Annotated in this window: 21 protein-coding genes and 1 pseudogene; 6 read left to right on the top strand and 16 right to left on the bottom strand. The window is 74.6% G+C overall.

Translation table 11 applies throughout. The features are described 5' to 3' along the window. Window positions 1–78 precede the first annotated feature (78 nt). Both ACZ597_RS17800 and lanKC read right to left on the bottom strand, forming a co-directional pair. On the bottom strand, window positions 79–222 hold the full coding sequence (locus ACZ597_RS17800) for a SapB/AmfS family lanthipeptide (protein ID WP_125817414.1): 144 nt from the start codon (window positions 220–222) through the stop codon (window positions 79–81). Then, a complete protein-coding gene (gene lanKC / locus ACZ597_RS17795; RefSeq protein WP_471330604.1) occupies window positions 219–2,858 on the bottom strand; it encodes a class III lanthionine synthetase LanKC in 2,640 nt (879 codons plus the stop codon). The genes ACZ597_RS17800 and lanKC overlap by 4 nt, the downstream gene beginning before the upstream one ends. 349 nt (window positions 2,859–3,207) lie before the next feature. Here lanKC and ACZ597_RS17790 point away from each other — a divergent pair, with 349 nt between their 5' ends. Beyond that, a complete protein-coding gene (locus ACZ597_RS17790; protein WP_471330602.1) occupies window positions 3,208–3,633 on the top strand; it encodes a subtilase-type protease inhibitor in 426 nt (141 codons plus the stop codon). Between the two features lie 10 nt (window positions 3,634–3,643). Here the strand turns inward: ACZ597_RS17790 and ACZ597_RS17785 are convergent, their stop codons facing one another. Further along, entirely contained in the window at window positions 3,644–4,333 is a 690-nt protein-coding gene (locus ACZ597_RS17785) for a TetR/AcrR family transcriptional regulator (RefSeq protein WP_471330599.1), read from the bottom strand. Window positions 4,334–4,403: 70 nt separating this feature from the next. Here ACZ597_RS17785 and ACZ597_RS17780 point away from each other — a divergent pair, with 70 nt between their 5' ends. The 3 genes from ACZ597_RS17780 to ACZ597_RS17770 all read left to right on the top strand — a co-directional run bounded on the left by ACZ597_RS17780 (window position 4,404) and on the right by ACZ597_RS17770 (window position 7,820). Next, window positions 4,404–6,020 carry an FAD-binding oxidoreductase gene (locus ACZ597_RS17780; protein WP_471330596.1) on the top strand — a complete coding sequence of 539 codons (1,617 nt, stop codon included), beginning with the start codon at window positions 4,404–4,406 and terminating at the stop codon, window positions 6,018–6,020. Window positions 6,021–6,112: 92 nt separating this feature from the next. After that, entirely contained in the window at window positions 6,113–7,165 is a 1,053-nt protein-coding gene (locus tag ACZ597_RS17775) for a hypothetical protein (protein ID WP_471330594.1), read from the top strand. 127 nt (window positions 7,166–7,292) lie between these two features. After that, on the top strand, window positions 7,293–7,820 hold the full coding sequence (locus ACZ597_RS17770) for a DoxX family protein (protein WP_471330591.1): 528 nt from the start codon (window positions 7,293–7,295) through the stop codon (window positions 7,818–7,820). On the opposite strand, the gene ACZ597_RS17765 is transcribed toward ACZ597_RS17770, so the two are convergent. The 7 genes and pseudogenes from ACZ597_RS17765 to ACZ597_RS17735 all read right to left on the bottom strand — a co-directional run bounded on the left by ACZ597_RS17765 (window position 7,817) and on the right by ACZ597_RS17735 (window position 13,117). Then, the gene (locus ACZ597_RS17765) at window positions 7,817–8,509 is read right to left on the bottom strand and encodes a DUF4232 domain-containing protein (protein WP_471330589.1); all 693 of its coding nucleotides are present in this window, start codon (window positions 8,507–8,509) and stop codon (window positions 7,817–7,819) included. The two genes, ACZ597_RS17770 and ACZ597_RS17765, sit on opposite strands and share 4 nt — an antisense overlap. 141 nt (window positions 8,510–8,650) lie before the next feature. Continuing rightward, window positions 8,651–9,187, bottom strand: coding sequence for a hypothetical protein (locus ACZ597_RS17760; RefSeq protein WP_471330586.1), 537 nt, complete (start codon window positions 9,185–9,187; stop codon window positions 8,651–8,653). 49 nt (window positions 9,188–9,236) lie between these two features. Then, complete coding sequence (locus ACZ597_RS17755; protein ID WP_471330585.1) at window positions 9,237–10,328, bottom strand: PP2C family protein-serine/threonine phosphatase; 1,092 nt, start codon at window positions 10,326–10,328, stop codon at window positions 9,237–9,239. 77 nt (window positions 10,329–10,405) lie between these two features. Beyond that, window positions 10,406–10,736: pseudogene (locus ACZ597_RS17750) on the bottom strand (TetR-like C-terminal domain-containing protein); the annotation flags it as partial. Between the two features lie 84 nt (window positions 10,737–10,820). Further along, window positions 10,821–11,495 carry a hypothetical protein gene (locus ACZ597_RS17745; protein ID WP_471330583.1) on the bottom strand — a complete coding sequence of 225 codons (675 nt, stop codon included), beginning with the start codon at window positions 11,493–11,495 and terminating at the stop codon, window positions 10,821–10,823. A 145-nt stretch (window positions 11,496–11,640) separates the two neighbouring features. After that, window positions 11,641–12,066, bottom strand: a complete 426-nt coding sequence (locus tag ACZ597_RS17740; protein ID WP_471330580.1) for a hypothetical protein — start codon at window positions 12,064–12,066, stop codon at window positions 11,641–11,643. 115 nt (window positions 12,067–12,181) lie between these two features. Next, entirely contained in the window at window positions 12,182–13,117 is a 936-nt protein-coding gene (locus ACZ597_RS17735) for a LysR family transcriptional regulator (protein WP_471330577.1), read from the bottom strand. 89 nt (window positions 13,118–13,206) lie between these two features. On the opposite strand from ACZ597_RS17735, the gene ACZ597_RS17730 reads away from it, so the two are divergent. Next, window positions 13,207–14,130, top strand: a complete 924-nt coding sequence (locus ACZ597_RS17730) for a zinc-binding dehydrogenase (protein ID WP_471330575.1) — start codon at window positions 13,207–13,209, stop codon at window positions 14,128–14,130. Beyond that, a complete protein-coding gene (locus ACZ597_RS17725) occupies window positions 14,127–15,119 on the top strand; it encodes an alpha/beta hydrolase family protein (RefSeq protein WP_471330572.1) in 993 nt (330 codons plus the stop codon). Before ACZ597_RS17730 ends, ACZ597_RS17725 begins: the two co-directional genes overlap by 4 nt. A 22-nt stretch (window positions 15,120–15,141) precedes the next feature. Here ACZ597_RS17725 and ACZ597_RS17720 read toward each other — a convergent pair whose 3' ends face one another. From ACZ597_RS17720 to ACZ597_RS17695, 6 genes are all read right to left on the bottom strand, one after another. Continuing rightward, entirely contained in the window at window positions 15,142–15,636 is a 495-nt protein-coding gene (locus ACZ597_RS17720) for a MarR family winged helix-turn-helix transcriptional regulator (RefSeq protein WP_471330569.1), read from the bottom strand. 61 nt (window positions 15,637–15,697) lie between these two features. After that, on the bottom strand, window positions 15,698–16,675 hold the full coding sequence (locus ACZ597_RS17715) for a DUF4344 domain-containing metallopeptidase (protein WP_471330566.1): 978 nt from the start codon (window positions 16,673–16,675) through the stop codon (window positions 15,698–15,700). 107 nt (window positions 16,676–16,782) lie between these two features. Continuing rightward, a complete protein-coding gene (locus ACZ597_RS17710; protein WP_471330564.1) occupies window positions 16,783–17,289 on the bottom strand; it encodes a GNAT family N-acetyltransferase in 507 nt (168 codons plus the stop codon). 51 nt (window positions 17,290–17,340) lie between these two features. Next, on the bottom strand, window positions 17,341–17,496 hold the full coding sequence (locus ACZ597_RS17705) for a hypothetical protein (RefSeq protein WP_471330561.1): 156 nt from the start codon (window positions 17,494–17,496) through the stop codon (window positions 17,341–17,343). 80 nt (window positions 17,497–17,576) lie between these two features. After that, window positions 17,577–17,816, bottom strand: a complete 240-nt coding sequence (locus tag ACZ597_RS17700) for a helix-turn-helix domain-containing protein (RefSeq protein ID WP_471330558.1) — start codon at window positions 17,814–17,816, stop codon at window positions 17,577–17,579. After that, on the bottom strand, window positions 17,816–18,298 hold the full coding sequence (locus ACZ597_RS17695) for a DUF2975 domain-containing protein (protein ID WP_471330555.1): 483 nt from the start codon (window positions 18,296–18,298) through the stop codon (window positions 17,816–17,818). Before ACZ597_RS17695 ends, ACZ597_RS17700 begins: the two co-directional genes overlap by 1 nt. Window positions 18,299–18,604: the final 306 nt, after the last annotated feature.

Raw genomic sequence — 18,604 nt, 5'->3', positions numbered from 1 at the left:
CTCCCGGGGGCCCGGGACGGGGGCGCCCGGGATGAGGTGCGGGCCCGGGCGGGGTCGCCCGGGCCCGCAGGGACCCGATCAGTTACAGGTCGTGATGCTCAGGCTGCTGTCGCCGCACAGGAGGAGGCTGGCGCGGCTGCCGCCCCCGCCACCGCCGAGCTGCGCGGCCTCGGTGTTCTCTTCCTTCGGGGTCTCCATGGACTGCAGGTCGAGAAGGGTCATCGCTGCTTCCTTTCCTTCGCTGGTGTGTTCCGATGGGTCACGGCCCCCCGGTGGGGGACCGGCTCTGGGGCCGCCGCGGTGCGCGGCGGCGGGAGGAACGGCAGGTGCGCGCGTCCGCCGGTGGCGGCGCTGCCGAGGGCCAGGAGGGCGCCGGCCGTGCCGGTGGACAGGTCCATGGACAGGCGCATCATCTGCTCGCCGGGGAAGGCGAGCCTTCCCTCGTACGGGAGTGCGTGGCGGGCCAGGGCCTCGATCTGCCGGCCGATGTCCTCGGGGCGGGTGCCGGGACCGGGGGCGGTGGTCCGCGACAGGTGCAGGATCATGCCGGCGGCGCCGCGGAAGAGGCCGGGCTGCGCGTAGAAGGTGGCCTGGCAGGCCTGCACGATCTCGGGCCGGGCCTTCTCGAAGCGGTCGTCCGCCGCGTGCCGCGACCAGTCGTCGAGGACCATGCCGATGCCCACGCTGCCCGCGCCGAGATAGGGCATGGTGCGCCAGCCCTCGTCCACCTGGAGGGTGCCGAAGGCGCTGGTCACGCAGCGGTTCAGGTCCCGGTGCAGGAAGTGCCCGGCGCGCCGGAGCAGTTCGGGGTCCCCGGTGCGCTCGTACAGGCGCAGGTGCAGCAGGGCGATCCCGCTGTGGCCGTACAGCAGCCCCGCCCGCTTCAGCCCGGGGGCGGCGGCGTGGGCCAGCTCGGCGCAGCGCAGGGCGGCGCCGTGCAGGGTGCCGTCGCCGGTGGCCGTGCCGAGGGAGTCGAGGGCGAGCCCGATGCCGGCGAGGCCGCCGTGCAGATCGGGGCCGGCGGACTGCCACGGCTGGTCGAGCAGGCGCTCCACCAGGGCGAGCGCGCGGTCGTGGTGGCCGAGCCGGTGGTGGGTCCAGGCCAGTCCGGCGAGGCCGTCGTAGAAGCCGAGCGGGGTGCCGGACGCGGGGTCCCGGGTACGGGCGAGCAGCCACTCCTCGGCTTCGGGCCAGGGCGCGTCGCCCGTCTCGGCGAGTGCGTACAGGACCCCGGCGGCCCCGTGGCCGAAGGCCGTTCCGCCGCCGGCGGTGGCGAACTGGGCCGGGTCCCCGGGGAAGAGCCGGTCCTCGCGGCCGGGGGTGGCGGTGGCGCGCAGGACCGCCGTCAGGGAGGCGCGGGCGGCCGGCCAGTCCTCGGGGCGGGCCGGGAGGTACGGCCGGGCGGGGGCGGGTGTCCGCCCGCCGGGGGCGCCGCCCGAGGGGTCGGCGAGGATCTCCCGTACCGCCTCGTCGAGGAAGGAACGGGGTACGGGGAACTGGGCGGCGGCGATGTCCGCGAGGTGCGCGGCCTTGCCCCGGTCCATGACGAGCAGGCTGGTCAGAGGCAGGAACAGCGCCAGGCGCAGACAGGCCAGGGCGTACCGGTCGACGGCGAAGCCGCGCCGGCCGGGCGGTGCGACGAAGGCCGGGTTGGCCACCGTCTGGCGCAGGCCCTCGTCGACGTGCGCGGCGGCCTCGAAGTCGAGCAGGGCGACGGAGGGTTCGCCGGTGGCAGGGTCCTCCGCGACCATGATGTTGAAGAGGTGGAGGTCGTTGAAGACGATGCCGCGGGCGTGGACGGCGTCGACGGCCTCCGTCACGCGTGCGTGGATCTTCAACGCCCAGTCGGTGTAGGCGGCGAGCTCCGAGGGGTCGGGGTCGGCCTCGATCAGCGGATGGCGGCGGGCGAAGTAGGTGTTGAGGGGTTTGCCGTCGAGGTACTGGAGCGCCAGGAAGTGGTGGTCCCCGACGGTGAAGGCGCCGCGGACGGCGGGTACGCAGTCCAGCCCGGCCAGCCGCTCCAGCGCCCTGCGCTCCCGGTGCAGCCGGGCCACGGCGTCCGCGCCGTCGGCGGCGAGCCCGGCGAAGGGGCGGGCTTCCTTGAGCACGACCGGCTCGCCCGTGCGGGTGTCGCGGCCCGCGTACACCCCGCCGCCGTTGGAGAAGTGCAGGGCCCGCTCGACGGTGTACGGCATGCCCTCCAGGGTGACCGCGGAGCGCCGTTCCAGGTGCGGCCGGAGGAAGTCGGGCGGCTCCACCCAGGAGGGCGGCCGGAACACCGGGCCGCGTACCTCCGGCACGAGCCGTCCGCCGGGCTCCTCGATGGCCGGGACCAGCTCGCCCTGCTCGTCGTAGCAGTGCCGCAGGGTGAAGCTGCCGTAACGCAGGTGCACCGGGCCGTCGTTCCAGCGCAGGTCGCTGAGGATGTACGGGCCGGGCTCGCCGGCCAGGAGGGCGTCCAGGTCCTCGGCGACGCCGCGGCAGGCGTCCGCGTCGGCGGGGTAGACGGTGAGGAACTTGCCGCTCGCCCCGCGGTCCGCGTACTTGGCGTTGCGCAGGTGCAGCAGGTACCGGCTGGGCACGAACTTGAAGGCGGTCCGCCGCTCCACGCAGTAGGCGTGGACCCGGTCGAGGACGGACTCCGCGTTGTCGAGGCAGGCGGACACGTGGATCTTCCAGCCCTGGGAGGGGAGTCGGAGGCCGACGGGGCGCAGGGCGAGCCAGTCGCCGCTGCGGTGCGAGCGCCAGCCCTCGGGTACGGGGGCGAGGGCCGCCGGGAAGCTCTCTCCGGCGCGCCGGTACGGGGCGTCGTAGAACCAGCGGTCGGCGTCGCAGAAGGCCGCGTGCCCGTTGTTCACTCCTGCTCCCTCGGTCGGTGACGGGAGCAAAGGTGGCACGCGGCGAGGAGCCCGCGACAGTCTCGTTTGTCACCACCCCGACGTGCAGTACGCACGGGTCACTTCGCTGCCGCCCGCCCCGCCGTCCGCCTGTCGGCCGACCCGCCGGCGCACCGATCCGGTCACGCTGGACGGCCCCGCGGCGAGCCGGTCGCCGCCGCCACCAGGGATCCGATATCCGAACCTGGCGTCCGTAAATCGATCCTCGATGTGCGGAGACCTTTCACATCTGACAGTGTCACCCCCAACTGGCCGCTGGATAGCAGAGATAGGGCCAGTTTCAACCTTTGAATCGAAAGCGAGTCTTGTCGTGCGTCACCGCTTAGCAGCAGTCTCCGCCGCCGCTCTCCTCTGCCTCGCCGGCGCCGCGGGCGCGGCGGAGGCCGCGCCCGCGACCCCGCACGGACCGTCCGCCATGGTCTTCGGCATCGTCCAGGGCCGCGACGCCGCCACGGGTACCGTCCTGCGGGCCGCCACCCTCAGCTGCGCCTACACCGCCGAGGGCACGCACCCCGATCCCAGGGCCGCGTGCGACGCCCTGGGCGCCACCGGCGGGAAGCTCGACCGCCTGCTGGCCGCCCCGGCCCCGGACCGCCCCTGCCCCCGCCAGTACGCCCCCGTCACGGTCACGGCGGACGGCGTCTGGAACGGCCGCCGCATCGCGTGGCAGCACACCTTCCCCAACCCCTGCGAGATGTCGGCGACCCTGAACGGCAACGCGCTCTACGCCTTCTGACGCCGCGGGGTCAGCGGCCGCCGTCCGGGGCGAGCGCCGCGGCCGCCGCGAAGAGGCGGGCGCAGCGCCGGGTCATGGCGTCCGGGGTCTGCTCCGGGTGCTTGACCCACCATCGGACCAGGGTGGCGACCAGGTCCCGCCACACGTAAAGGAGCGCGTCGGCGTCCAGCGGGTCGACGTCCGACGGGCCGACGTCCGACGGGTCGACGTCCGACGGGCCGACGCCCGGTACGTCGGCGGATCCGGCGCCGCGCAGCAGTTCGGCCGTGCCGGCGGCGGCCAGCCGGTCGATGGCCGACCAGTACTCCGACGCCACGCGCGCGGCCTCCCCGCCCGGCGGCAGGGTGGTGTCGTAGAGCACGGACCACGCCTCCCGCTGCCCCTCCAGCGCGGTGAAGATCGCGTCGAGCACGCGCAGCGGGGTCTGCGGGGTGGTTCCGCCCGGCCCCATCGCCGCGCGGACGGCCCCCAGGATCCGGTCGCCGACGGGTACCAGGCAGGCCACGTACAGCTCCTCCTTGGTGCCGAAGTACTGGTGCAGCAGCGTCTTGGTGACGCCGACCCGTGCGGCGATCGCCGGCAGCGAGGCGGCCGCGTAGCCCCGGGTGCCGAACTCCTGCGTGGCGGCGTCCAGCATCTGCCGCGCGCGGTGCTCGCGGGGGACTCCCTTGGTGCCGGCTTTTGAAGGAGGGGTTGCCATGAGCCGATCTTACCAGTAGGTAATTTACCGCAAGGTAAATTCGCGCCACGGCGACCTCTGGAGTACCTCCATGGACGGCACCACCCCTCGGCCCGCCCTCCGCACCCGCTCCTGGTGGGGCTGGGGCTGGACCGACGCCCACCCCGACGACGCGGAATGCGCCGCGATGGGGGCACTGCTCCCCGGCACCCTCGCCCGGCCCCTCCCCGTCCCCGACGTACGCGACCTCCGCATCGGGGCTCCCGCCGTCGAACCGCCGCCGAGCCTCGCCCACCTGGTCACCGCCGACCCGGCGGACCGTGCCGCCCACGCCATGGGCAAGGCCTACCGCGACGTGGCGCGCGCCCTGCGCGGGCAGCCCGGCCGCATCCCCGACCTGGTCGCCCGTCCCTCCGACGAGCAGGGGGTGGCCGACCTCCTGGACTGGGCGGGCGGTCACGGGACCGCGGTCGTCCCGTACGGCGGGGGCTCCTCGGTCAGCGGGGGAGTGGAGTACCGCGGCGACGCCCACCGGGCGGTGCTGTCCCTCGACCTGACCGCGATGCGGCGCGTCCTGGAGGTCGACGCCACGAGCCGCGCCGCGCGCATCCAGGCCGGCGCCCTGGGGCCGGACCTGGAGGACCAGCTGCGCCCGCACGGCCTGACCCTGCGCCACTTCCCCCAGAGCTTCGAGTTCTCCACCCTCGGCGGCTGGCTCGCCACCCGAACCGGCGGCCACTACGCCACCGGGCGCACCCACATCGACGACTTCGTCCAGTCGATGCGCGTCGTCACCCCCGCCGGCGCCGGCGAGTCATGGCGCCTGCCCGCCTCGGGGGCCGGCCCCTCGCCCGACCGCCTCTTCCTGGGCTCGGAAGGCGCGCTCGGCGTCATCACCGAGGCGTGGATGCGCCTCCAGGAACGCCCCCGGCACAAGGCCTCCGCGGCCGTCGCCTTCACGGACTTCCACGCCGCGCTCCGCGCGGTGCGCGACCTCGCGCAGTCCGACCTCGCACCCGCCAACTGCCGCCTCCTCGACCCGGGCGAGGCAGCCCTGTCGGGAGCGGCCCGGGACGGCTCCGCCGTCCTCGTCCTGGGCTTCGAGTCCGCGTACGAACCGGTGGAGGGCCGGCTCGCCCGCGCCGTGGAGCTGGCCCGCTCCCACGGCGGCCGGCACGACGGCAGAACCGGCCCGGGCCGGGCAGCCGACGGGGGACCGGCCGGTGACGAGGCCGTGGGCGCGTGGCGCGAGGCCTTCCTGCGGATGCCCTACCTCCGCGACGGCCTCGTCCGGATGGGCGCGGTGGCGGAAACCTTCGAGACGGCCGCCACCTGGGACCGCGTCCCCGGCCTGATCGACGCGGTGCGCACCGAGGTCGCCGCGGCGGCGCTCAAGGCCACCGGACACCCCGCCACCGTCAACTGCCGCCTGACACACGTCTATCCGGACGGCGCGGCCCCCTACTTCACCGTCCTCGCCGCAGGAGTGCCCGGCGGCGAGGTCGCACTCTGGGACGACCTCAAGGCCGTCGCCGGCGAGGTCCTGCACCGGTACCGCGCCACCATCACCCACCACCACGCCGTGGGGCGGGACCACCGGCCGGGCTACGACCTCCAGCGCCCCGAACCCTTCGCACTGGCCCTGCGGGCCGCGAAGGCCGCGCTCGACCCCCGCGGCATCCTCAACCCCGGCGTGCTCGTGGACTGACGGCCCGTGCGGCGCCCCCTCCCCCGGCCGGGGGAGGGGGATCGTTCCGCGGGGCGACGCCGCGACGCCCCGCCCGGTGCGAGGTTCGGGGCATGACCAGTGCAGGACGGACGACGAAGGCGCCCCGGAGCGCCCGATGGCAGCGGTGGCCGCACCGGGCGGCCCCGGCGACGATGCTGTGGGCGGTGCTGTACACGGGCTTCGGCCTGGCGTGCGCGCTGACCGGCACCTCCTTGCCCCGTCACGGAGGCGGCCCGGGGAGTCCCGGGCTCGGGTGGGCGGTCGCGGCGCTGGGCGCGCTGGCGGCGTCGGCCAGTGGTGCGGCGGTGCTGTACGGGATCCGGCCGGCGGTACGGGCGCTGCTCTGGGTCCTCTGCGCCCTGGCCGGCGCCGGCGCGTTCAGCCTGCTGATGGACGTCGTCGCGCTGATGTTCGGCCAGAGCCCGGACAGCTGGGCCTCCGCAGCGAACAAGGCCCTCGCGGCCGTCGGGGCGGTCCTGCTCGCGGCCACGGCCCGGTCCGGCCGGCCGCCCGCGGGCGCCGCCGTACGGGCGCCGTCCGCCGCACCGCGCCCGATCCGGCTCGCCGCCTGGGCGGGGACGCTGGCCTTCGTACCGTACGCGGCGATGAAGCTGATCTGGGCGTCCGGCGGGACGTTCGCGGGCACCACCGGTACCGAGGTGCTCGCGGCGTCGGAGCGGAACGGCGCCTCGGGGCTCTTCCTCACCCTGGAGTCCTGGGGCCTGGACCCCACCGCTTTGCTGGCCGCCCTCGGCGTGTTCCTGCTCTGGGGACTGGTCAGCCCGTGGGGGCAGGCCTTCCCGCGCTGGACCCCCTTCCTGCGCGGCCGCCGCGTGCCGCGCTGGCTCCCGCTCACCCCCGCCCTGCTCGGGGCCGCCACCCTCGCCCCGTACGGCGTCCTGGGGGTCGGATACCTGGTCCTGGCCACGTCCGGAGCGGCGCCGATGCGGCGCGGCGACTTCCACTCCGCGGGCGACATGCTGCTGGTCGGCTGGATCGGTATGGCCGCCTTCGCCGTCTACGGCATCGCCCTGACCGTCGCGGCCCGCTCGTACTGGCTCCGGACGCGCCCCGCCGACGCCCCTTCCCCGGAGGTCGCGGGCACGGCCGCGGCGAGGGCCTGACCGGAACGCGCTCCCGGTGCGCGCCGTTCGGCCGTTCGGCGGACCTGTCCCGGTACGCGGGGCGTCGCCGCCCGGAAGGGATACGGATGTTCCCGGCATCCGGCCCCGTCGTTCCAGGGAGACTTCGATGAGCTGCATCAACCGACGCGACCTCGCGCTGCTGGCCCTGCGCACCGGGACCGGAGCCGTGCTCATGGCACACGGTACCCAGAAGCTGTTCGGCTGGTTCGGCGGCGGCGGTCTGGACAAGACCGCCGCCGCGATGGAGCACATGGGCTTCACCCCCGGCCGGCAGAGCGCCCTGGCCGCCGGACTCGGCGAGACCGGCGGCGGGGCGCTGCTGGTGCTGGGGCTCGCGACCCCGGCCGCGGGTGCCGCGGCGGCGGGTGCCATGGCGGGCGCGGTGTCCTTCCACGCTCCGGCCGGGTTCTTCGCCCAGGCCGGCGGCTTCGAGTACCCGGCTTTCCTCGGGTTCACCGCGGCCGCCATCGGCCTCGCCGGCGCGGGCCGCTACTCCCTCGACCACGCCACCGGCCACACCTTCGACCAGCGGTGGATGCTCGCACTGGCCTTCACCGCGAGCGCGGCCGCGGCGGCCGCGGTCGTCGCCAAACGGGCGCGCGAGCAGCGGGACGCCGACCAGGACCCGTCCTAGAGGGTCTTGAACGAGTCGCGGGCGGTGAAGTGGTACAAGCCGACCTTCGGACGGGCGACGGCACCGGGCGTGGCGAGCGGAAGGCTGACGCCGTCCGCGTTCGGCATGTGGTCCGGATCGGCCAGGATGTTGATCTCGTCGGCGACGGGTCCGCCGCCGCCCGACGGGTTGAGGTCCACCGCCGCGTACGTGGTGGCTCCCGGCCGGACCGGGTGCGCCGGAGGGCCGCCGAGGCCATCGGGAGGCGTCGCCTGGATGCCGAGGGCGGTGTCCTTGGCGCTGAAGCCGACGGCGGGGTGGAAGGCGAGCCCGCACGTGGTGGAGCCGTTGTTCGTCACCGTGATGACGCGGACGGTCGCCGGGAACCCCTGCGGCGAGGTGACCTTGACGGTGATGTTCCGTGCGGAGCAGGGGTGGGTGTAGGCGTAGCTGTCGTCGGTGCCCGGCCCGCCGGTGCCCTTGCCGTCCTGCCCCTCCCGCGTCGGACCCGCGTCGGCCGCCGGCGTCTCGGAGCGGGACGGCGTCGGAGCCGGCGCCGGCGCGACGGCAGGCGCCGTGCCCCCGCTCGGACTCGCCGCGGGCGCCTCGAGCGCCCCGTCCGAGGCGCCGCCGCCCTCGCAGCCGGTCAGGCCCAGGACGAGCCCGGCGAAGGTGGCCAGGGCCGCGTGACGGCTCCGGTGGATGCGCATGCTTGAACTCCCCGTGTGGTGCGTACGTTCGGGGCGGAAACCGCCCGGGTGGGAACCACTATCACCCGAGCGGCCCGCGACTCCGGCATCCGCGTCCACCACTCGCCGCGGCGTCCGCGGTCCGGCGCCGTCCCCCGGCCGTCAGTTCCCCTTGCCGAGCCTGGCCGCCGCCTCCGTGGCCACCTCGTAGGCGCCCGCGTGGGACGGGTCGATGCCGCCGTCGACCGGTGCGTACCGGACCGCGACCACCACGTTGCCCTGGCGGAAGTAGACCTCGCTCGTGACCCGGCCCCCGCCGGGGTACCGGACGCGGGAGAAGGCCTCGTCGCCGAAGTCCGACAGCTCCGCCGTCATCGGGCCCGTCTTCCCCTGCGACTCCTCCTTGACGCGCTGGAAGGCCTCCCGCGCCGCCGGCGTCCCCAGCCGGGTCACCTGCACCTGCAGCACCGGCTGCGGGCCGGGGCCCGGCCAGGTGCAGGACGACCCGGCCTCCACCCCCTCCGCCGGCCCTGCCGCCAGCCGGGCCGTCTGCGCCGACACGAGCGCGCAGGGGTGCGGATCCGAGGCGAAGTCGCCCTGCCGGGCCCGGTCCTGGTACAGCCAGACGCCGGCCGCCGTGGCGGCGGCCACCGCCAGTGCGACGCGGCGCCTGCGGCCGGGACGGGAGGGGGACACCATGCCCGCAGGGTAGCGGGCTCGGTGCCCCGGCCGGCGTGGGGGCGGATGCTCAGGGGTCACACAGGCGTACGGCGAGGGCGGCGACGTCGTCGTCGAGCCGTCCCCTGCTGTAGCGGAGGAGGTCGCGGTGGAGCGCCGTGAGCAGTTCGCGGGGCGGTGTCGGGGGCTGCCGGCGCATCCAGGCCGTCAGCGGGAAGAACTCGCCGTCGCGGGCGCGGGCCTCGGCGATCCCGTCGGTGTAGAGGAGCAGCAGGTCCCCGGGGGCGAACTCGAAGGTGTCGACGCTGTAGTGATCACCGATCAGCTCCGCGAGACTGAGCAGCGGCGAGGGGGTGGCGGGTTCGAGGACACGCACTTCCCCGCGGTTCAGCAGCAGTGGCGGGGGGTGCCCGCAGTTGAGGATGTCGATGTGCCTGCCCTCGTGCGGGATCTCGACGAGCAGGGCCGTGGCGAAGCGCTCCGTCGCCCCGTCGGCGGGGAAGGCGGCGTTGTAGCGGGTGCTGCTGGCGTCCATCCGGCGCGCGACGTCGACCATGTCGGTCTCGTCGTACGCCGCCTCCCGGAAGGCGTTGACGATCGCCGCGGCCGCCCCCACCGCGGGCAGCCCCTTGCCCCGCACGTCGCCGATGAGCAGCCGCACCCCGTACGGCGTGTCGGCCACCTCGTAGAAGTCCCCGCCGATGCGGGCCTCCGCCGCGGCCGCCAGGTACAACGACTCGATCGCGACGTCGCCGAAGCGGCGGGGCATGGGGCTCAGCACCACCTGCTGCGCGGCGTCGGCGACGAGCCTCACCTGGAAGAGGGTCCGCTCCCGCTGGAGCCGCAGGTGGCTTCCGTACGCGGCGGCGACGGTGACCGCGATGATCCCCGCGGCCGTCCACCACGTCCCCAGGTCGGGGAAGACGAGGCTGAGGCCGATCATCAGGATCAGGCAGACGGTGCCGAGCAGGACGGTGGGGAGCACCGGCCACATGGCGGCGGCGAGGGCCGGGGCGGCGGGCAGGAGGCGGCTGAAGGCCATCTCCGGCGGAGTGGTGTACGCCAGGCTGGCGATGACGACGGTCAGGATGACCGGCGACAGCCGCACAAGCCTTCCCGGGCCTGGGCGCCGACGGGGCCGCGGCCGTCCGGACTCGATCACAGTTCACAGGATATCTACGCAATGGGGGCATAGCGCCCTGGCGAGCGCATCCGGCCGTCCGCCCGCCCCGGACCGGCGTCAGCTCCCGGGTCGCGGTGCTCCGCCAGGCAGGCGGCGAACGGCGCTCCCGGCGCGGTGGGAGCGGGTGCCGCGCAGGCGTCGAGGAGGGCGGTCACGATCTCGGCGGAGATGGCCGCGGTGTCCTCGGCCGCCTGGTGGCCGGGGACGGGGGGTGCCGAGCAGGAAGTACCCGCCGGGGGTCGTCCAGGCCCAGCCGCGCAGGGCGTGCGCCGGCCCGGCCAGGTCCGCGCCGGCCGCGGAGGCGGCCCGGAGGGTGTCGGCGAGGCTCCGGTAGGCGTCGCGGACGAGTTCGGTGATCAGCTCGTCCCGGCCGGCGAAGTAGCGGTGACGTCTGCATATCTCTCGATCGAGGTGCCGCCACGTTCACCACCGGTACGCCGAGAGGACGCCATGTGCGGACGAACGGGCCGTTCACTTCACGGGGACGGCGTCCTTCGGGGAGGTGTGCCAGTTGGTGACGACGGGGCGGTCGACGGTGATCGTGCCGACCTTCAGGGAAACCGGATCGGGGTCGTCGTTGCCGACGGCGACGATGATGCTGTCCAGTTCCTTGCCGCCGTTCTCCTTGGTGGTCTTCGGGTTGACCCCGGTGTAGGCGGCCGTGCCGCCGCTCAGCTCGATCTGCCGGCCGGGGGCATGCTCCGCGGGGCCCGCCTCGGTGCCGTCGGAGCCGAACGCCACCGTCGGCAGCGCGGCGGGCAGGTAGCAGGTGATCCCGGGCTTCGCCTTGGCGGTGATCAGGATGTATCCGCCGGCCTGGCTCCCGGACGTGGTGCTCCAGGCGATGTCGCCGGCGCCGCAGGCCTGGCCGACGGGCTTCCGCCCGCCACTGCCGTCGTCGGCGCCCGAGCCCTTGCCCTTGCCGTTGCCCTGGCCGCCGCCCGCCGCGGGCGAGCCGGACGGGGTGCCCGGCTTCCCGGCCGGAGCGGCGGAATTCGTGGACTGGGCGGAGGGAGCGGAAGGGGTGGAGCCCTGCGCGGCGCCGGTGTCCGAGGCCGCGTCCGAGTCCTGGCACGCGGTCATCAGCACGGCGCCGCCGATGGGGGCTGCGGAGACGAGGATGGCCTTGCGGCGGTCGCCGGACATGGAAGAGCCCCTTGGTCGTCAGTGGTCGGGCCGAGGCGGTCCGGATCCCCGGCGGTCGTCCGATCACTACGAGACCAAGGTGCGGCGAGGGGATCCCGGCGTCTTCGTTCCAGGACACCGCTGTCGCAGACCGGTTACACGAAGCTCAGAACGGGTCGATCTCCACGTGCCCGGTGGAGGCCGCGCAGACGTCCCAGTGGTCACCGCTCCGGCGCAACTCCAGGACCACCGCGACCCGGCCGCCCGCCCGCGGAGCGAGGTCCACGTTCACCGCCGCCCTGTCTCCGCTCTCCGTGGAGGACACGATGCGGTGTCCGAACGCCGGCGCGATGCGGCGGAGCGCCGTCGCGGGCTCCTCCCCGCCGCCCGGACAAGGGCTTCCCTGAGCCGTGGCCGGCACGGGTCCGCCGCGTCCCGCCCCGTCGAGGTACGCGTCCACCGCCCGGTGCAGCGGCCCGGGGGCGCTGCCGCTGCCCGGGAGGACGGCCACCAGCACGATCCCGGCCACGACCAGCGGCACCCCGACCGCGAGGGCGACCACCCCGCCTCCGACGCCTCGTCCGCCCCGCATGGCCCCGCTCCTTCCGCCGCCCGTCCACCGCCGCCGCATGAGACGCAGGGGCAGCGGCTGCCGTTCCCGTACCGCACGGCAGCCCTCGGGACGCGAGGCGCCGTCCGGACGCGCCTCACAGCGCGGGCCGGCCCGTCGGAGGTTCGGGCATCCAGTCGCGCGCCGGGTCGTACTCCAGCCAACGGCTGCGCCCCGCTTCGGCGGCGCAGGCCGCGGTCAGGCGGCCGAGCCCCGGGTGCTCGTTGCCGGTGCGCCACAGCAATGACCAGGCGTACAGGGGAGTGGGGCCGACCAGCGGGACGGAGCGCAGGCCGGGGACGTCCGGCAGGGGGAGGTCGGCCGGTACGAGCGAGAACCGCCGCGGGTCCCCGGCCACCTCCGCGAGGAAGTGGGCGAGCCCGAGGTTGATGCCCCTGGCCCGGTCCGGAATGCCGAACCGGTCGGCGAACTGGTGGAGGAAGTCGAGGCGGTCCGGCGTGCCCGGTGCCCACAGCACGCTGCCGCGCAGTTGCCCGGGCCGCAGCGCGGCCGCGGACGCGAGCGGATGGGCCGTGCTCAGGACGGCGTCCACGGGTTCGAGGCGGATGAGCCGGTGCGCCAGTCCGCCGCGCAGCGGAGGGTGGACCCGGCCGAACGCCGCGTCGATGTCACCGCCCAGCAGCGCCGCCGCGACCGCCGGCAGATCACGGCCGTGCCCCGGGACCAGCTCCCCGGCCCCCGCCGCGACCCGGGCCAGCGTCCGCATCGGCGCGTACAGGTGACCCCAGACGTCCACCCGCAGCGGCCGGCCGGTCCCGGCGGCCGCCGCGACCGCGGTGTCGGCGGCGGCCACGGTGTGCCGGGCGGGCGCGAGGAAGCGCCGTCCGGACTCGGTGAGGCGGACACCGGTGCCGCCGCGCTCGAACAGCCGGGTGCCGAGCAGGGATTCCAGCCGCGCGATCCGCTTGGACAGCGCCTGCTGGGAGATGGAGAGCATCCCGGCCGCCCGCCCGAAGTGCAGTTCCTCTGCGGCGCACACGAAGGCACGTACCTGCGCCACATCAAGATCCATGGCCCTCACCATAGGCGACAACCGATGGTTGTCGGCCTCGCGCGCCGGTTGTTGGATCAGCGGGCGGCCACCGGTGTTGCATCCTCGGCATGCAGAGACTGATTCCCACCGGGGACGCGGCGCGGCCGGTCGCCTTCGCCGACGCCCCCCAGCCCGTACCGGAGCCGGACGAGGCACTGGTCAAGGTCGACGCGTTCGCACTGAACCGCGGCGAGACCTTCCTCCTCGAACGCCCCAGGCCCGGCTGGCTGCCCGGCAAGGACATCGCGGGCCTCGTCGTCCAGGCCGCGGCGGACGGCTCGGGTCCCGGCATCGGCACCCGCGTGGTCGGGCATCCGGCACAGGGAGGCTGGGCCGAGTACGCGGCCGTGCCCACCCACTCGCTCGCGGTTCTCCCGGACACCATCGACAGCGTACGGGCGGCGGCCCTGCCGCTCGCCGGGATCACCGCCCTGCGCCTGCTGCGCACGGCGGGCTCCCTGGCCGGCCGGCGGGTGCTGCTGACGGGCGCCTCGGGCGGCGTCGGCCACTACGTCACCGAGCTGGCCGCGGGGGCCGGAGCGGAGCTGACCGCGGTGACGGCGACCCCGCGGCGCGGCGAGCGGCTCACGGCACTGGGCGCACGGCTGGTGCACGACGTCAGCGAGGCCGAAGGCCCGTTCGACGTCGTACTGGAGTCCACGGGCGGCGCCGCCCTGACGGCCGCCGTGTCCAAGGTGCGCCCCGGCGGCACCCTGGTCTGGTTCGGCCAGGCCGGCCGCACCCCGGTCACCCTGGACTTCTTCGACCTGCTGAACGGACCCGAGCGCGTCACGATCCGGCACTTCCACTACGCGGGCGCCCCCTACGGCCCCGACCTCGCGGCCCTGGTGCGCCTGGTGGAGCAGGGCCGGCTGCATCCCGAGACCGGCCGGACCGCCGACTGGACGCGGACCGCCGACACACTGGTCGACCTGCGAGAACGCCGCATCCGCGGCAAAGCCGTCCTGCTGACCGGAGGAACCGCACGATGAACGCCCACGAGTTCGCCGACGCCCAGTGGACACGCGCCACCGGCGCGGGAGTCGACCCCCACGAGTTCCGGCGCGTGACGGGCGCCCTCGCGTCCGTCGACGACTGGGGCCCGGCCCTCGTCCGCACCGCGCACAGCCACCTCACGCGCGCCGACCGGGCCGCCTCGTCCCTCTCCGAGGGTGAGCACCTGCTGATGGCGGCCCGGTGGTTCCACCTCGCCACGCTCGCACCCCACGCGGGGGCCGGCCGTGCCGCCGCCCGCGCCGACGAGGCCCTGGGCCGGGCCCTGAGCGCGCTGGAGCCCGGCGCGCGACGGGTGAGCGGCGACGGCTTCACCGGCTGGCTGCGCGGCCCGGGCGACGCGCCCGCCACGGTGGTCGTCGTCCCCGGACTGGACTCGGCCAAGGAGGAGTTCCTCGACCTGGCGTCCGCGCTGCTGGCCAGGGGCCTGGCCGTGTTCGCGATGGACGGCCCGGGTCAGGGCGTCCTCGCGGAGGCGACGACCCTCCGGCCGGAGTACGAGAAGGTCGTCGGCCGGGTCGTCGACGCGCTCGGCGCGGCACGCGTCGGCCTCGTCGGCCTCAGCCTGGGCGGCTACTTCGCCGCCCGCGCGGCGGCCCTGGAGCCGCGGGTGGCGGCGGTCGCCACCGTCAGCGGGCCCTTCCGCCTCGACTGGGAGGAACTGCCCCCGCCGGTGCGGGACATCATGGCCCGCCGCACCGGGGGTGCCGACGCCGCCCGCGCCTTCGCACGGCACGTGGACCTCACCGACCTGGCCCCCCGGATCACGGCGCCCCTGCTGGTCGTGGACGGGGAGGCGGACGTCATCCCCGGCGTCGTCAACGGCGAGCCCCTGGCCCGGCTGGCACCGTACGGCACCCACCTCTGCGTCCCGCACGGTGACCACCTCCTCGGCAACGTCCGTTCCGAGTGGCTGCCCCGCCTCGCCGACCACCTCACGCACACCCTGACCGGAACGGGGGCCTGAACCGGCCGGCCGGGCGGGTCCGTCAGACGGCCGTCCCGCCGGCGTTGCGGATCAGCTGCTGGAGCACCTTCACGGTGGTGGCGTAGTCCGCCTCGTCGATGCCTTCGTGGAGGGCGGCGCGGATCGCGGGACCGTTGCGCCGGAGTTCGAGCCGGGCCCGCTCCCCCTCCTCGGTGAGCCACAGCCGGTCCTCGTCGTCCCGGTGCAGCCAGCCGCGCTCCACGAGCACCGCGGACTCCGCCGCCAGGTCGTCCTCGGGCCGGATGTAGGAGGCCATGGCCTGCCGCAGCTCGGGCAGGGTCATCCCTTCGCCGTCGGGCGAGATGTCGTTCGCCGACAGGTTCCGCAGCAGCCAGAACTGGGGCTGGGTGTAGCCCTTCTCGGCCTGCCGGGCGCGGGTGAACGCGATGAGGGCCTCGTAGGCGACGCCGGTCACGTAGGCGGCGGGGTATCCGGTGAGTGCGTTGCCGGAGCCCTGCTCCGATTCCGGACTCTGTGGGGGTGTTGCCTGATTCATCCGATGATCTTGGCAGGGTGTCCTGGAGATCCGGTCGAGGCCGAGTGGACCCCGGATGCGGTCATCGGCCGGTGCGGATCTCGTCGAGCCGCTCCGCGAGGGCCTTCGTCTCGGCGATCAGCCGCGCGTGCGCCTTCTTCCGCTCCTCGTCACCCCGCGCCCGGTACGCCGCACCGAAGTGCGGCTGGAGCTGCGTCCACCAGCCGTTGTCCAGCATCGCCCACGCCTGCGGGCACAGCGGGGCACGGGTCTTCGGGAGGTATCCGCCGTCCACCAGGGGCCGCTGGTACTTCTCCGGGTCGCTGCCGTCCAGGTAGCAGAGGAAGTTGAACACCCGCTGCTGGGTGACGGGGTGGTCGCTCGCCAGGTTCTCCAGGGTGAGCCGGCCTTCCTTGCGGGCGATCTCGTCGAAGAGGATCGCGGCGGCCAGTGAGGGGCCCGGCCCGACCTCGTTGACGGTGTAGAAGGACGCGAAGCCGTCGGCCGCGTCCTCCTCGAGGCCGAGGTTGGCCAGGAGGAGCTGGCGTTGCAGGGCGTGGCCCATCTCGTGCCCGAAGACGAACTCGGTGGCCAATACCGTCAGTTCGCCGGTGTTGTAGTCGGACGCGGGGAACGGGGCGGGCCGTTCGACCGTCTTCACGATGGTGGCGGAGGTCTCCTCGACCTCGGTCAGGAACGAGGGCGGGATGAAGATCGTCCTGCCGTCCGGCTGGGTGACGGCGTCGGTGACGCCGGGCGGCACTGCGGCGGTGACCTTCACGACCAGGTCGTGGGGGAGCGCGAGCGTCCCGTTCACCCAGTCGGCCAGCCGCTGGAGCACACGGGAGTCCCGGACCAGCGCCACGACCTTGCGGTCCTCCGGTGCGACCGTCCGGTCCTCGTAGACGACGGTGACCTTGCCGGACGGCGCCGCGGCTCCGGCGCCGCGCGCCCCGTCGCGGTCCTCGCCGCCGCACCCGGTGACGACGGTCCCGGCGAGGAGCAGCACGCCCGCGAGGGCGCCGCGTGCCTTGTACGAGTGACCGGCGGTGTTCGGCATCCTGGTCGGCTCCCGTCGCGTGTCCCCCCGCCCATCCTCCGGCCGCCCGGACGCCGGGGCCCGCCGGGCCGCCCGTCCGGGGGACGGTGCGAGGGGTAACCGGGACGTCAGAGCATCCGGCGCATGCAGGCCCTCGGCCACCGGTCCAGGCCGTGGGCCGCTTCGAGCTCGCGGATCCTGCGCAGACCGGGAGTGAGGCCGTCGTCGTCCATGAGGCGGAAGCCGCAGCGCGCGTAGTAGGGAGCGTTCCACGGCACCCCGGTGAACGTGGTGAGGGTCAGGGCCGGTACCCCCTCGCTCCTGGCGCGGGCCGCGAGATGTTCCAGCAGCAGCCGGCCGACACCGCGACGCGAGCTGTGCGGATGCACCGAGACCTGCTCGACGTGGAGGTTCCCGTCGACCCGGTCGGCGATCAGGTAGGCGGCCGGCGCGTCGGCCTCGTCGGCCGCGGTCCAGGCCAGGCCGGCGTGGTGGTAACGGGCCAGCTCATCGAGGGGGAGCGGCTCGTCGTCGGCGATCTCCGGCATGCCGATGTCCCGGAAGCACTGCCCGGCGGCCCTCTCGATGTCCTGGAGGAGCGGCAGTTCGTCCAGGCGTACGGCTCTGATGCGCATCCACGCATTCTCCCCGGCACGCCGGACGGCGCCACCGGTGAGGGACCGCGGTCAGGCGCACTCGACCCTCGGGTGGACGGGGGTCCAGTCCGACGCACCGTCTCGTCGGTCGTGACTCAGCTTGACCAGCCTGGTGAACGGGAAGTGCTGCGTGGTGCGGCTCGAACCGAAGCTGGGGGCGTCCGACACCGTCAGGGTTCCGGTCATGGTCACGGTGTGGGTACTGGCAGCGGCGGCCGGCGGGGCCGGGCCTCGGTCGGCCCGCCGTACCGCCCCCTCGATCCGGCTCAGGCCCAGGATGCGGCGGACTCGTCCACCACGTCCTCTGCCTCCCAGCGCAGCAGGTCGCCGGGCTGGCACTCGAGGACCTCGCAGAGCGCGGCGAGGGTCGAGAAGCGCACCGCCTTGGCGCGGCCGTTCTTGAGCACGGCGAGGTTGGCGGGGGTGATCCCGACGCGGTCCGCGAGCTCGCCCACGGACATCTTGCGCCTGGCCAGCATCACGTCGATGTCAACGAGGATCGGCATCAGATCACCTCGTCCAGCTCCGCCTGCATGTGCGCGGCCTGCGCGTCGCGCACCACGGCCTGGGCGAGCAGCATCCGCAGCACCAGCACGATGAGCGCGACACCGATGAGCCCGATGCCGATCCCGCCGAGGAACAGGAACCCGGGCGGCTCCATCTGCGGGCGCGCCAGCAGGAAGACCGCGAACACCAGCAGGTCGGCCGCGACGAACGAGCCGATGACGGCGTCCACGTACCGGAACGCGGCGTGCGAGAACACGGTGCCGCGCCGCACCATCGCCACCAGCCGCCAGACGCAGACCAGGACGACCTGGACCGTCACGGCTCCCAGGATCACGATCACGCGGAGCGGGGTCAGCGGTAGCGCCGTCCCCTCCTCCGGGTCCGCGGCCAACGCCCACACCATCAACGCCTGTACGAACACCGTGCCGGCGAGCATCACCGCGAGCACGGCGCGCAGGGCGTGCACCGTCAGCTTTCCCATTGCCTCTCCTTCTATCGAATCACGATGTGAATCTATCGAATTTCAATAGGTCGGGCAAGATGGTCCGCCCTCGCGTTAATCGCTGGTGCGCGGCCCGGCGGTCCTTGTAGGTTGTCGTCCGCGACCACGCCTGCGATGCGCCCGGCCGCGGCTACTTCTTCTGACACCCAAGTGACGCCGCCGCCACCTTTGATCTCCGCAGGCGTGGTCGTCGTCCGCCCCGCCGGCAAGTCCGGCCGGGGCCGCCCAGTCCTTTGAATCCGGGGGGATTCGCTGCCTCGCCACACCCCGCGCGTCTCCAAGACG

The sequence above is a fragment of the Streptomyces sp. NPDC040718 genome, assembly GCF_055593565.1.
Note: the sequence above shows the minus strand (reverse complement) of the source record. Positions and strands in the feature narration are given on the sequence as shown.

Excerpts from the sequence above, each read along its gene's own strand:
- ACZ597_RS17800 (WP_125817414.1), bottom strand. The coding sequence starts at position 222 with ATGACCCTTCTCGACCTGCAGTCCATGGAGACCCCGAAGGAAGAGAAC.
- ACZ597_RS17785 (WP_471330599.1), bottom strand. The coding sequence starts at position 4,333 with ATGGCAACCCCTCCTTCAAAAGCCGGCACCAAGGGAGTCCCCCGCGAG.
- ACZ597_RS17780 (WP_471330596.1), top strand. The coding sequence starts at position 4,404 with ATGGACGGCACCACCCCTCGGCCCGCCCTCCGCACCCGCTCCTGGTGG.
- ACZ597_RS17775 (WP_471330594.1), top strand. The coding sequence starts at position 6,113 with ATGACCAGTGCAGGACGGACGACGAAGGCGCCCCGGAGCGCCCGATGG.
- ACZ597_RS17770 (WP_471330591.1), top strand. The coding sequence starts at position 7,293 with ATGAGCTGCATCAACCGACGCGACCTCGCGCTGCTGGCCCTGCGCACC.
- ACZ597_RS17765 (WP_471330589.1), bottom strand. The coding sequence starts at position 8,509 with ATGCGCATCCACCGGAGCCGTCACGCGGCCCTGGCCACCTTCGCCGGG.
- ACZ597_RS17760 (WP_471330586.1), bottom strand. The coding sequence starts at position 9,187 with ATGGTGTCCCCCTCCCGTCCCGGCCGCAGGCGCCGCGTCGCACTGGCG.
- ACZ597_RS17745 (WP_471330583.1), bottom strand. The coding sequence starts at position 11,495 with ATGTCCGGCGACCGCCGCAAGGCCATCCTCGTCTCCGCAGCCCCCATC.
- ACZ597_RS17740 (WP_471330580.1), bottom strand. The coding sequence starts at position 12,066 with ATGCGGGGCGGACGAGGCGTCGGAGGCGGGGTGGTCGCCCTCGCGGTC.
- ACZ597_RS17735 (WP_471330577.1), bottom strand. The coding sequence starts at position 13,117 with ATGGATCTTGATGTGGCGCAGGTACGTGCCTTCGTGTGCGCCGCAGAG.
- ACZ597_RS17730 (WP_471330575.1), top strand. The coding sequence starts at position 13,207 with ATGCAGAGACTGATTCCCACCGGGGACGCGGCGCGGCCGGTCGCCTTC.
- ACZ597_RS17725 (WP_471330572.1), top strand. The coding sequence starts at position 14,127 with ATGAACGCCCACGAGTTCGCCGACGCCCAGTGGACACGCGCCACCGGC.
- ACZ597_RS17720 (WP_471330569.1), bottom strand. The coding sequence starts at position 15,636 with ATGAATCAGGCAACACCCCCACAGAGTCCGGAATCGGAGCAGGGCTCC.
- ACZ597_RS17715 (WP_471330566.1), bottom strand. The coding sequence starts at position 16,675 with ATGCCGAACACCGCCGGTCACTCGTACAAGGCACGCGGCGCCCTCGCG.
- ACZ597_RS17710 (WP_471330564.1), bottom strand. The coding sequence starts at position 17,289 with ATGCGCATCAGAGCCGTACGCCTGGACGAACTGCCGCTCCTCCAGGAC.
- ACZ597_RS17705 (WP_471330561.1), bottom strand. The coding sequence starts at position 17,496 with ATGACCGGAACCCTGACGGTGTCGGACGCCCCCAGCTTCGGTTCGAGC.
- ACZ597_RS17700 (WP_471330558.1), bottom strand. The coding sequence starts at position 17,816 with ATGCCGATCCTCGTTGACATCGACGTGATGCTGGCCAGGCGCAAGATG.
- ACZ597_RS17695 (WP_471330555.1), bottom strand. The coding sequence starts at position 18,298 with ATGGGAAAGCTGACGGTGCACGCCCTGCGCGCCGTGCTCGCGGTGATG.